The organism is Bradyrhizobium sp. USDA 10063, from assembly GCF_054063735.1.
In genome coordinates this window covers 6,484,441-6,497,743 of record NZ_JBSSGP010000002.1, presented here as the reverse complement: position 1 = coordinate 6,497,743, position 13,303 = coordinate 6,484,441, and the positions used below count along the sequence as shown (strand labels likewise).

Annotated in this window: 6 protein-coding genes and 1 pseudogene; 3 read left to right on the top strand and 4 right to left on the bottom strand. The window is 65.1% G+C overall.

Annotation, left to right across the window (positions count from 1 at the left end; genetic code table 11):
- Positions 1-12 precede the first annotated feature (12 nt).
- On the top strand, positions 13-1,692 hold the full coding sequence (locus tag ACVJGD_RS32695; RefSeq protein WP_456638068.1) for a methyl-accepting chemotaxis protein: 1,680 nt from the start codon (positions 13-15) through the stop codon (positions 1,690-1,692).
- A 380-nt stretch (positions 1,693-2,072) separates the two neighbouring features.
- Here ACVJGD_RS32695 and ACVJGD_RS32690 read toward each other — a convergent pair whose 3' ends face one another.
- The 4 genes and pseudogenes from ACVJGD_RS32690 to ACVJGD_RS32675 form a co-directional block, all read right to left on the bottom strand.
- Positions 2,073-2,750, bottom strand: coding sequence for a class I SAM-dependent methyltransferase (locus ACVJGD_RS32690; RefSeq protein ID WP_456638067.1), 678 nt, complete (start codon positions 2,748-2,750; stop codon positions 2,073-2,075).
- 409 nt (positions 2,751-3,159) lie between these two features.
- On the bottom strand, positions 3,160-4,545 hold the full coding sequence (locus tag ACVJGD_RS32685; protein WP_456638066.1) for a sensor histidine kinase: 1,386 nt from the start codon (positions 4,543-4,545) through the stop codon (positions 3,160-3,162).
- Positions 4,542-5,217: pseudogene (locus ACVJGD_RS32680) on the bottom strand (response regulator transcription factor). Before ACVJGD_RS32680 ends, ACVJGD_RS32685 begins: the two are co-directional and overlap by 4 nt.
- Positions 5,218-5,293: 76 nt before the next feature.
- Entirely contained in the window at positions 5,294-8,128 is a 2,835-nt protein-coding gene (locus tag ACVJGD_RS32675) for a cation-translocating P-type ATPase (RefSeq protein WP_456638065.1), read from the bottom strand.
- 213 nt (positions 8,129-8,341) lie between these two features.
- Here ACVJGD_RS32675 and ACVJGD_RS32670 point away from each other — a divergent pair, with 213 nt between their 5' ends.
- A complete protein-coding gene (locus tag ACVJGD_RS32670) occupies positions 8,342-9,652 on the top strand; it encodes an adenylate/guanylate cyclase domain-containing protein (protein WP_456638064.1) in 1,311 nt (436 codons plus the stop codon).
- A 434-nt stretch (positions 9,653-10,086) separates the two neighbouring features.
- Positions 10,087-13,293, top strand: coding sequence for an autotransporter outer membrane beta-barrel domain-containing protein (locus ACVJGD_RS32665; protein WP_456638063.1), 3,207 nt, complete (start codon positions 10,087-10,089; stop codon positions 13,291-13,293).
- Positions 13,294-13,303: the final 10 nt, after the last annotated feature.

Genomic DNA, 13,303 nt, shown 5'->3' with positions numbered 1-13,303 from the left:
AATAGGTGTGCGATGCTCGGCAATCTCAGAATTTCCTCCAAGCTGATGATCATGGTCGGAGTTTCGGTGCTCGGCATCGTCGCCGTCGCCTCTGTCGGCCTGCAGGCGCTGAAGGACAATCTGCTCGAGGATCGCAAGGCCAAGCTGCAGGACCTTGTGCTGCTCGCGAAGCAGACAGTGGAGCAGGACTACCAGGCCGCCAAGAAGGCCGGTCTTTCCGACGCGCAAGTCCTCGAACGCAGCAAGGCGCTGCTGCGCACGCTGCGCTTCGGCAAGGACGACTATTTCTATGCCCTGGGCAAGCAAGGCATCGTCGAGTCACATCCGAATTCGAAGCTCGAGGGCAAGAACCTGATGGATACGGCTGACGCGGACGGCGTGTTCTTCACCCGCCGGCAGGTCGAGCTGGCGTCGCAGGGCGGCGGTTTCGTCCTGTACCGCTTTTCCCGCGCGGCCGGCGGCGAGGCGGTGCCGAAAATCTCCTATGCGACCGAATTCAAACCCTATGGCTGGGCCGTCGCCGGCGGCATCTATCTCGACGACATCGATGCGATCTTCTGGTCGGAGGCGCGCTGGATCGGCTCGATCCTCGCCGTCGCGCTGCTGCTTGTCGCCGGCCTGTGCTTCCTGATCGGGCGCAGCATCGTCGGCCCAATCACCGGCATGACCGCAGCCATGCGCAAGATCGCCGACGGCGCGACCGACACCGTCATCCCCGCGCAGGAGCGCCGCGACGAAGTCGGCGCGATGGCGCAGTCGGTCCAGGTGTTCAAGAACAACATGATCGATGCGGCGCGGCTGCGCGGCGAACAGGACGAATTGAAGAAGCAGGCCGAAGCCGAGCGGATCAGCCTGCTCGGCAAGATGGCCGACGAATTCGAGAACAGCGTCCGCAGTTCGCTCGATGCTCTGGCGGGCGCGGCGGTCGATCTGCGCACCACCTCGAACAGCATGTCGGACGCGGCCTCGGCAGCGAGCCGCCAGGCGACGACGGTGGCCGCCGTCGCCGAACAGGCCTCCGCCAATGTGCAGACTGTTGCCGCGGCGACGGAAGAATTGTCGTCCTCGGTCTCCGAGATCGGACGCCAGGTCGCGGAGTCGACCCGCGTCGCCCAGCAGGCGGTGGAAGAAGCCAACCGCACCAATGTGACGGTGCAGGGCCTCTCGGCGGCGGCGCAGAAGATCGGCGACGTGATCAAGCTCATCAGCGATATCGCGAGCCAGACCAACCTCCTGGCGCTGAACGCCACGATCGAGGCGGCGCGCGCCGGCGAGGCCGGGCGCGGCTTTGCGGTAGTGGCCAGCGAAGTCAAGTCGCTGGCGAGCCAGACCGCGAAGGCAACCGAGGAGATTTCCGCGCAGGTTGCGGCGATGCAGGGCGCGACGACGGATGCCGTGCAGGCGATCGAAGGCATCGGCGGCACGATCGGCGGAATCAACGAGATCACCACCGTGATCGCAGCGGCGGTCGAGCAGCAGGGCTCGGCCACCAGGGAGATCGCCCGCAACGTGCAGGAAGCCGCGCACGGCACCACCGCGGTCTCCGGCAATATCGGCGGCGTCACCCGCGCCGCGGGCGAGACCGGCACGGCCGCGGGCAAGGTGCTGACGTCGGCGGAAGAACTCAACCAGCAGGCGGCGATGCTACGAAGCAAGGTCGACGGATTCCTCGCCAATATCCGCGCGGCGTGAGGATTTAGCGCGAACGAGGCGGGCCTCATGGTTCGAGACGCGCCGCAAGCGGCGCTCCTCACCATGAGGATCTAAGATCCTGCCGCGAAATTAGACCTCATCCTGAGGAGCCGCGCAGCGGCGTCTCGAAGGATGGGCCCCGAAGGGATTGCCCACCAAGTTCTGCTTTATATGCGATAGCCCTGCGCTTGCGGGGGAGACGAGCTTAGCTCGCTCCGGGAGGGTTGGGGTGGGGGTGCCTTCGCATTGGGACTCCCCGAGCGGAGAGAGCCCTCACCCGGCGCGGAGCCTGTACTCGGACGGCGCGAAGCGCCGATCCGGGTACGCCGACCTCTCCCGCAAGCGGGAGAGGTGAAGATTCAGCTCGATCGGATCATGCTCTAGCTCGGCTCCAGCACTGAAGGCACGACCGTCAATCGCGGCCGCAGCTCGAAGTCATCAGCCTGCGTCTGATCCTCGATCGCGCCAGAACGCAGCGCCGAGAAACGGGACGGCGCGCGCCGCACCAGCCGATAGACGGAGGCCGGCGGCAGGTTGCTCATGGTGCGCCCAACCAGCGTGGCTTTCAGCCCGAGCCGATCGAGGATCGGCCGCGGGATCGGCGGCCTCGGTCCATAGGTGAACTGATAGAACGCACCGTGCGGACGCACGTAGCGAAACGCGCCGCTCAAGATCGACAGCACCTTGCGCGGCGACATCGTGAGGAGCGGCAACCCGCTCACGATAGCGCCGACCGAGCAATCGTCGGCGAGCTTCACCGTGCCGAGCCGCGCCGCGTCCATCCACAGCACGCGCGCCCCGGGAAAGCGCAACTGCAGGATCTGGACGAATTCGGAGCCGTATTCGACGATTGTGAGATCCTGCTGCCGGATTCCCTTCTGCAGCAGCTTGTAGGTGAAGACGCCGGTGCCGGCGCCAAGCTCGATGACGGGACCGGATGACGGCGTGATCTCGCGGGTGATCAGCTCGGCGAGCGCGTTGCCGGACGGGGCGACCGCGCCGACCCGGCGCGGGTTGAACAGCCAGGAGAGAAAAAACGACGTGGCATCGTGAGACATGAGTCCATGACCTTGCAATGATGAGCATGCTGTCCCGGCACCGAGTCGCGCCCCAGATGCGACTCGGATCAAAGACGCGCTCACCATCCGCGCTTGGCATTGCAAGAGCATTGCGTGATGTGAGGGGATGGATGGGTTCGTGGCCTCGCCCTTCGAGACGCCTGCTTCGCAGGCTCCTCAGGGTGAGGGGATAGGTCTGAGCTCGCTGCTTCACCTCTCCCGCAAGCGGGAGAGGCATAGGCCGCCTTTGGCGGCCGTTCTTAAGAGACGCCGAAGCGAAGCTTCGGCTATGGCGCAGCGCCGGGTGAGGGCTCTCTCCGCTGGGGGAGTCCCGACGCGGAGGCACCCTCACCCCAGCCCTCTCCCGCAAGCGGGAGAGGGGGCGCAGCGACATCGTGGATGCGGTTCCTCAGCCCACGGCGAAGGCGGGGAGCGCGATCGGCGGGAGCGAGATGCGGAAGCAGGCGCCGTGGCCGCTTCGTTCGGTGACGGTCACTTCGCCGCGATGCAGATTGATGATCTCGCGCACGAGGTTGAGGCCTAGGCCCGCGCCGCGGGTCTGCGGCTGCAGGCGGTGGAACGGCTCGAAGATGCGCTCGCGCTCGGAAGCGGGAATGCCGGGCCCCTGGTCGCGGACTTCGATCGTCGCCGGTGCGCTCACGGCAACCACGATCGCGCCGCGATGGCCTCCATGCTGGATCGCATTCTGCACCAGATTGACGACGGCGCGTTCGAGCGCGCCGCGATCGCCCCACACCTCGATGCGCTCATCGTCGTGCTGCAGCGAGATCTCATAGCCGGCCGCGATCGCGAGCGGCGCGAGATCGGCGATCACCTGCGCGCAGAGACCCGCAAGATCGATGGCGGACGATTGCGCCAGCCGCTGCTCGAGCCGCTGCAGATCGAGCAACTGCTCGGTCAGCGTCGACAGCCGCGAGACGTCCTCGATCAGGCGTGCCTTCTCCATGCTCTGCGGCAGGCCTTCGAGGCGCGTGGTGAGGATTGCGATCGGCGTCCGCAATTCGTGCGCGGCGTCGGCGAGAAAACGCCGGTGCCGCTCATAGCCTTCATCGAGCCGTCCGAGCGCGTCGTTGACGGCGCTCACCAGCGGCGCGATCTCGGTGGGGACGGCGCCAACCGGTAGCCTGGCGCCGCGCTTGTCGATGTCGATCTCGCCGGCCTGATGCGCGGCTTCGTCGAGGCCCGCGAGCGCATTGCGTATCACGAGCGGGGTCGCGACCAGCGTCGCCAGCGCCATCAGGGCAAGGCCGGGCAGCGTCAGTCCGAAGAACGCCACCGCAATCTGCAGCAGCGACTTCGCATCCGATATCCGGGTCTCGCTGGTGGCGATGATCTGCACCTCTCCTGCCGCGGTGTCGACCAGTTTCATCTGCCCGCTGAGGTGACGCGAATCGTCCTTGGCACGGTCCCAGCCGAACTTGGCCTGGCCGATATCGCCGAGCGTTCCGCCGAGACGGGTAAACGCCGGCGGCACATCTCCCTCGGAGAGCGAATGGCCGGCCTTGTCGTGGATCACGAACCACAAATCCGGCGTATCGTCGCGCAATTCCTTGAGCGCAGAAGTCTCGTGCAGGAACAGCGTTCCGTCGGCGTTGCGCGCCACCGCATCGCGCAGCACGTTGATGCCACGCCCCTCGTCGCGCCGATATACGCAGCCGGACGCCCACAGACTTGCGATGACCAACACAACAAGAGCGACGAGCAGCACCGCCTGCAGCGAGATCAGGCGGCGGACCAGGCGCGACCGCAAGGAGGCCGTGTTCATCGCCGTCATGATGCCGCTCGCAGCAGATAGCCGACGCCGCGGATGCCGTGGATCTCGACGCCGGCGCCGGCGTCGGTGAGCTTGCGGCGCAGGCGCGAGACGTGCGTGTCCAGCGCGTTCGACTGCACTTCTTCGTCGAGCGAATAGACGGCGGCCTCGAGTGACGAACGCACGACCGTGCGCCCCATCCGCCGCATCAGGGTTTGCAGGACGAGCAATTCGCGGCGCGGCAATTCCAGCAGACGGCCGTCGACCTCGGCCTCGCAGTGGTTCAGATTGAAGCTCAGCCGCCCCAGCCGGACGATATCGGGCTGCAGGTCGGCGGGCCGCCGCCACACCGCGCGCAGCCGCGCCAGCAATTCCTCGACCGCGAACGGCTTGGCCAGATAGTCGTCGGCGCCGGTGTCGAGGCCGGTGACGCGGTCCGACAATTCGCCCCGCGCCGTCAGCACGATGACCGGGGTCGGGATGGCCTTGGCCCGGAGTTTCGGGATCAGGCTGATGCCGTCGCCGTCGGGCAGGTTGCGGTCGAGCAGGATCGCGTCATAGGCGCCCGCGAGCATGATTTCCGCGGCCTCCAGCAGCGAGGTCGCGCGGGTCGGCGAGCATGTCGTAGCTTTTCAGGACCGCAGACAAGGCCGACGCCATCTCGTCTTCGTCCTCAACCAGAAGTATTCGCACCACCCTGACCCAGGCAATTCAAGTTGACCGGGTTCCATAGAGCCGCTGGATTGCGGCTACATTGCGTGTTTGCCGGTTATCGGGGCGCCAATCGGGGGCTCGAAAGGCCGCCGATCCCCCGCATCACGACCTTGCTCAGTTCGCGCAACCACAACACCGAGCTTGCGATCGCCGCACAGAACAGCCAGTCGCCGACGCTCAGGCTGACGGTCGAGAACGCTTCCTGGAGGAACGGCGTATAGATCACGAATGCGTGCAGCAGCAGCGAAAGCGCCACCGCCGCCCAGAGCCAGGCATTGGTGAACAGCCCATGGAATGCGCTGAGCTCGTCCGAACGTGCGTTGAAGACGTTGAAGAGTTGGAACAGCACCAGCGTCGTGAAGGCCATGGTTCGCCCATAGGCGATCGTGCCTGAACCTTCGATCAGGCCGCCGGGAAGCGAGGCGTCCAGCACCAGCAATGTGCCTGATGCCATGATGATTCCGACCAGGAAAATCCCGCCCCACATCTGTGGCGTCATGACGCCCTCGTCGCGCGGGCGCGGCGGGCGCCGCATGATGGCCGGGTCCGCCGGGTCGACCGCGACGGCAAGGGCGGGCGCGCCGTCGGTCACCAGGTTGATCCAGAGGATCTGCGTCGCCAGCAGCGGAAGCACGACGACACCGCCGACGGCGGAAAGTCCAATGCCGTCCGCCAGCACAACGCCGAAGAACATCGTCAAGACCTCGCCGATGTTCGACGACAGCAAATAGCGCAGGAATTTGCGGATATTGGCGAAGATCGCGCGCCCCTCCTCGACCGCCGCGACGATGGTGGCAAAGTTGTCGTCGGCCAGCACCATGTCGGCGGCCTCCTTGGAGACGTCGGTGCCGGTGATTCCCATCGCAACGCCGATGTCGGCCGCCTTCAGCGCCGGGGCATCGTTGACGCCGTCCCCGGTCATCGCCACGGTCTCCCCGGCCCGCTGCAGCGCTTTCACGATCCGGAGCTTGTGACTGGGATTGACGCGGGCATAGACGGAGACCTCGCGCACTGTGCGGTCGAGCTCTTGCTCCGTCATGGCTTCCAGTTCGGCGCCGGAAACCGCGCGCTGGCCGGACGCGATGATGCCGAGTTCGGCGGCGATGATCGCAGCCGTCTTGGGATGATCGCCCGTGATCATGATGGGGCGGATTCCCGCTGCCCGGCTACGTGCGACCGCATCGCGCGCTTCGTCGCGCGGCGGATCGATCATGCCGATCAGGCCGAGAAAGACGAGGTTTTGCTCCACATTCTCGTCGAATGCATCACGCTGCGACGTTTCCGCGGGCAGCGAGCGGAACGCAACGCCAAGCGTCCGCAACGCCTCCACGGCCAGCGCTTCATTGCTCGCCATGAGCTCGGCCCTGCGCGCTTCGGTGAGCGCGACCGCGTCTTGTCCGACGAGTTCATGGGTGCAGCGCGCGAGCAGGATATCTGGCGCGCCCTTGGTCACGGCAATCAAGCGGTCGCGCCGCTCCGCATCCGTGTGCACGGTGCTCATCAATTTGCGCTCGGACGAGAACGGAATCTCGCCGATCCGGGCAAAGCGCTGGTCAAGCGCGGCAGGGAGCAGGCCCGCCTTGCAGGCCGCCACGATCAATGCGCCCTCGGTCGGATCGCCCTGCACGGTCCAGATGCCGTCGCGTTCCTGCAGTAACGCATTGTTGGCGCGCTCGGCCGCCGTCAACGTGCGCTCAAGCTCAAACTGCAACGCGCCCTTGTCCGAGGAATCGCCGACAAGATGCACGTCTCCCTCCGGCGCATAGCCGGTACCGGAGAGATTGGTGCAGCCGCTCGCCGTCACGACGCGGCGCACGGTCATCTCGTTCCTGGTCAATGTACCGGTCTTGTCGGATGCGATGACAGTCGCCGAGCCGAGCGCTTCCACGGCGGCGAGACGACGGATGATGGCATTCTTCTTCGCCATCCGCTGCATGCCGATCGACAGCACGGCGGTGACCACCGCCGGCAATCCTTCCGGAACCGCGGCGACGGCCAGCGCCACGCCGAGCAGCAGCACGGCGAAAATCTCGGAGAAGCCGTTGATGTCGCTGACGAGAAAGATCGTGCCGATCATCGCCACTGCAATGAGCACGACTGTAACCGCAAGCACCTTGCCGACCCGCGCGAGCTCCCGCTGCAGCGGCGTGCTCTCCGGTGGCGCCTCCTGCAACATGCCGGCGATCCGGCCCATCTGGGTCTGCATCCCGGTGGCAGTGACCACCGCGCGGCCATGCCCATAGACCGCCGTGGTCCCGCTGAAGATCATGTTGTGCCAGTCGCCCAGCTCGGCCTTCTCCGCCACCGGGGCGACGTGCTTGCTCACCGGCAGGCTCTCACCGGTGAGCGCGGCTTCCGCCGTCTGCAGCGCGGTCGATTCGATCAGCCGGGCATCGGCCGGAACGGTGTCGCCTTCCGCGATGACGATGACGTCGCCGGGCACCAGTTCGGCCGCCGGAATGTTCCGCCGCTCGCCATCGCGGACCACGTTGGAGCGCGCGGCGGACATTTCACGCAAGGCGGCCGCGGCGCGCTCCGCGCGGGCCTCCTGGATATAACCCATCAGCGCGTTGAGCAGCACGATGGCAAGGATCGCAATGGCCTCGTACGGCAGCGCAGTTTCGCGCTCATTCAGCCAGATCGCGATCGAGATGATCGCCGCCGCGATCAATAGAAGCACCAGCACGTCGGTGAACTGATCGAGGAACTTCAGCCATTCGGGACGCGGTGGCGCCGCATCCAGCTCATTTCTGCCATCGCGCGCCAGGCGCCGCGCTGCCTCCGCGCCGCTGAGGCCGCGCCCGGCATCCGTATGCAGCGCGGCCACCGTCTCCGCCGCCGTCTGCCGGTGTGCCTCGCGCATCGTCGGGTCGGAGGATTTTCTGTGCATGCCGGGAAGATACGTCTCGTTGACGTTTCCTGATACCTGGCACCGCATTGATCGGCATGATCCATGTCAAGCGACGGCGCGTCGCGAAAACCGCATGCGCCGAACGAGCTTTTTGCTTCCACATACCAGGGCAAGGTGTTAGGATTCCCGTGAACCCTGCTCACCGCGAACATCGAGTTAACTCGATCACGCCACTTTGTGTGGAGTGACGCAATGGTTCCGAAAACCCAATATGCCAAGAGCGGTGACGTTCGCATCGCCTATCAGGTTGTCGGTGAAGGGCCCTTCGATCTTGTGTTCGTTCCGGGGTTCATTTCGAACCTGGACGTCGCGTGGGACGAGCCTTACCGTTCGCGGGTTTGGACTCGCCTGGCTCGCTTTTCCCGGCTGATCATGTTCGACAAGCGGGGCACTGGGCTATCGGACAGGACGGTTGGCGTGCCGACGCTAGAGCAGCGCATGGACGACGTTCGTGCCGTCATGGATGCGGTCGGCTCACAACGGGCCGCGCTGTTCGGCATCTCGGAAGGTGGCGCGATGTCGGTCTTGTTCGCTGCCACATATCCAGAACGCACGCGCGCCTTGGTTTTATATGGAGCTTATGGGCATTTCCGCTCATGGGTCCTGCCTCCAGACAAGATGGAAGCTGCGCTGGATCGCATGGAAAAGGCGTGGGGGACTGGTGAGAGTCTCGTACTCTTCGCTCCGAGTATGATATCGGATGAGACGTTCAAACAGTCCTGGGCGCGTTTCGAGCGTCTCGGTGCAAGTCCCTCCGCCGTGGTCGCGCTGATGCGAATGAACAGCGAAATTGATATTCGTCCAATCCTGCCGTCGATACGGGTACCGACACTCATTGTACATCGAGAAGGGGACGTTCGGGTCAATGTTGAAGCCGGGCGTTTCATGGCCAAGAATATTCCAAACGCGAAATACGTCGAACTGCCCGGCATTGATCATGCATTGTGGACTGGCAACACAGAGCGGGTCTTGGACGAGGTTGAAGAGTTCCTGACGGGATCGCGGTCAGCACTTGAAGCTGATCGCGTACTCGCCACAGTCATGTTCACTGACATTGTGAACTCAACGAACCGCGCCGAGTCGATCGGAGATCGCGCATGGCATGATCTGCTTGATCGCCACAACGCCGTCGTGCGACGTGAAATTCTGCGACATCGGGGTCACGAGGTGAGGACCTTGGGAGACGGCTTTTTAGCAACGTTTGACGGGCCTGCCCGCTCGATCCGGTGCGCGCTAGCAATAAATGAAGGCATTGAAGCTCTTGGGCTGCAGGTGAGAGCCGGCCTTCATACAGGCGAGGTCGAGATGGCCGATGATGATCTGAGTGGGATCGCCGTCCACATTGCATCGCGTGTCGCGACGATGGCCAAGCCCGGGCAGGTCCTGGTCTCGAATACCGTCCGTGACCTCGTGGCAGGATCAAACATTCGGTTTAACGACGAAGGCTACCACCCCCTTAAGGGCCTTAGCGAAAGAGTCCGATTGTTTGCAGTCGCGCGTTAGCGGCGCAAGTGGACGAGGTCCCTTTCTTTTGGGCGCAGCGCTGCGGACAAGGACTACGAACCGGGTGGGCGCCGCTTCGACAAAATCCTGGCGAGACGTTTCGGCTGCATATCCAGCCCTCACCGATATCGACCGTGGACTCCCAGCAACACTCAGCCAAAAAATATTGATTCACGGTGAGGACTGCCTTCTTATGCGGCAGCAACATCGTTCTTGTGCACAACGAGCACTGAAATCGGTGCTATTGACTCACCCGGATTTGGCGTTGCGGGGGGCCGTGACGCGCAGGTAATTGACGACGGCGCGAGACCGGCGAATTGCAAACTAGGCCGGGCGCCGCAGAGCAGGCGGGGGCGCGCGTGCGTTTTCATCTCGGGCGGGGGTTGTCTCGGCGTGCGATCTGGTCGGCGCCGGCTGGCGTTTTGGGGCTGGTCATGTTCGCTCCCACGGCCAATGCCGCATGCACGCCCACGGCGGCCGACAATGTGATCGCGACCTGCACCGGCGTGTCCGGGCCCTACGGCTCGGGGACTGAAACCGGGGTTCACGTCACGGTCGAGACGGGCGCGACGGTGGCGTCCAGCGGCGCCTCGGGCATCAACGTGGGTGACGGCACATTCGTCATCGACGCGGGCGCCAGCGTCATTGCAACTGTCATCGCAATCCGGACCGGCGGCAATGCCGTCCTCACCAATTCGGGCAGCCTTAGCGTCACCACAATAAGCCCGGGCGCTGGTCAGACGGTCGGCGCATTCGGCAACGCCACGGTGGTGAATACGGCCAGCGGCAGCATCGCCGGCGGGACCTACGCGATTTTCGCGACTGGATCAGTCGATCTCACCAATTCCGGCAGCGTGAGCGGCGTTGAGTACGGCGTTCGCGCTCAGCTCGATAATGTGACAGCCACCAACAATCTCGGCGCCAATATCACCGGCGGCCTGTACGGAATTCAGGCCGGCAGAAGCGCCAACGTCACCAATTCCGGCAGCATTACCGGTACTGGAACCTACGGCATTTACGCCGCCACCGATGCGACGGTGACCAACAACGCTGGTGCGAGCATCACCGGCGGTGGTTCCGGAGTTTTCGCCAGCGGCGGCTTTGCGAGCGTCACCAATTCCGGCAGCATCACCGGCACGGCGGTCTACGGCATCTACGCTGACACCAACGCGACGGTAATCAACAACGCCGGCGGCAGCATCACCGGCGGCCAGTACGGAATTGTTGCCGTCGGGTCGGCCAACGTGACCAATTCCGGCAGCATCGCCAGCACGGTCAACTCCGGCATCTACGCCGGCACCGATGCGACGGTGATCAACAACGCCGGCGGCAGCATCATCGGCGGACACTACGGAATTCAAGCCACGGCCACCGCCAACATCACGAACTCCGGCAGCATCACCGTTCGGTCGGCGTCCGCCGTCAGTGCCGCGATCATCGCCGACCATGGCGCGACGCTGGTCAACAACGCAAGCGGCGTGATCAGCGGCGGGAAATTCGGAATTGTTGCGAACAGCGGTTTTATCGCTGTCACCAACTCCGGCACCATCTCCGGTGGCGTTGGCGGCAGCGGCTACGCCATTTCCGGTCAAAACGGCGTGGCGGTGACCAACAACGCCGGCGCCAGCATCACCGGCGTAGAGTACGGGATTTTCAGCGGTGCAGGCGGCTCGTCGGTTGTCAACGCTGGCGCCATCAGCGGCGGCACGGCGGCGATCGGTTTCGCGGGCAGCGGCAACACGCTGACGCTGCTGCCCGGCTCGGCCATCACAGGCAATGTGCTCGCCGCTGGCAGTGATACGTTCCAGCTTGGCGGCACGGGGACGGCGACGTTCGACGTCTCGCAGCTCAGCGCCGCCGCGCAGTATCAGGGCTTCGGCACCTTCAACAAGATCGACAGCTCAATGTGGACGCTCACCGGCACCAGCACATTTGCCGGTCCCGTCAACCTCAATGGCGGCACGCTCAGTGTCAACGGCGACCTCTCCTCGGCGGCAAGTCTCACCGTGAACGCGGGCGGTACCCTCGGCGGCAATGGCATCGTCGGCACCACGCTCATCAATGGCGGCACGCTGGCGCCGGGCAATTCGATCGGCACGCTGACGGCGAGCAGCCTGACGTTGACCGCGGCGTCGACCTACCTGGTGCAGGTGTCCGGCACCAGCGCTGACAAGACCATCGTCACCGGCACGGCCAATCTCGCCGGCAAGATGGTGGTGGATCCGCAGACGCGGCTGTCGGCGACCACGACCTATACCGTCCTGACCGCGGGCGCCGTGAGCGGCACCTTCTCCGGTGCGGAATTCCTCACCGCCGCCAACTTTGCCCGCAACGCGCGGCTGACCTATGTGGGCAACGACGTGCTGCTGACGCTCGATCCCGGGCTGCTGTCGCCGGGCCTGTCCGGCACCGCCTCCATCAATCAGAAGAACGTCGCGGCGGGAATCGACAACGCGCTGGTCGGTGTCGCATCCCTGCCGGCCAGCTTTAACGCGCTGTTCGCGCTGTCCGGCGATCCCCTGCTCAACGCGCTGACCCAGGCCTCGGGCGAGACCGCGACCGGATCGCAGCAGACCACGTTCAATGCCATGAACCTGTTCCTCGGCGTGCTCACCGATCCATTCGTGGCCGGGCGCGACGGTGCCGGTTTTCCGTCCGGCGGCTCGGCGGGTTATGCGGCTGAAGACAGCGATGCGCGTGCCTATGCCGCGACCGGCCGCAAGCGCTCGGGTGCCGAGCGCGAGGCTTACGCCGCGATGCATCGGAAGGCGCCGCTGGCGCAGGTCTATGAACCGCGCTGGAGCGTGTGGGCCACGGGCTTTGGCGGCACCCAGACCACCGAAGGCAACACCGCGCTCGGCGCCAACACCACCACCAGCCGCATCGCCGGCGGAACGGCCGGCGCCGACTACTGGTTCTCGCCGTATACGGTTGCGGGCTTCGCGCTCGCGGGTGGCGGCACCAGCTTCAGCGTTGCCAATGGCGGGACCGGCCGCTCCGATCTGTTCCAGGCGGGCGCCTTTGTACGGCACAATGTCGGCCCGGCCTATGTCACCGGCGCGCTGGCCTATGGCTGGCAAGACATCAGCACCGACCGCACCGTCACCATTGCCGGCGCCGACCGTCTGCAGGCGCGCTTCAATGCCAATGCGTATTCGGGACGCATCGAAGGCGGCTATCGCTTCGTCGCGCCGTGGACCGGCAGCGTCGGCCTTACGCCTTATGCGGCGGGCCAATTCACCACTTTCGACCTGCCGGCCTACACGGAAAGCGTGATCTTCGGCACGAATGCCTTCGCGCTGAGCTACGCCTCGAAAAGCGTCACCGCCGCACGCAGTGAGCTCGGCCTGCGCGCCGACAAGTCATTCGTACTCAACGACGCGATGCTCACGCTGCGCGGCCGCGCGGCCTGGGCGCACGACTTCAACCCCGATCGCAATATATCCGCGACGTTCCAGGCGCTGCCCGGCGCAAGCTTCGTGGTCAACGGCGCGGCGCAGGCGCATGATGCAGCGCTAACCACGGCATCGGCCGAGGTGAGATGGCGCAACGGATGGTCCGCTGCCGCGACCTTCGAGGGCGAGTTCTCCGACGTCACCCGCAGCTTCGCCGGCAAGGGCACGGTGCGCTACCTCTGGTGATGCGGCGCGC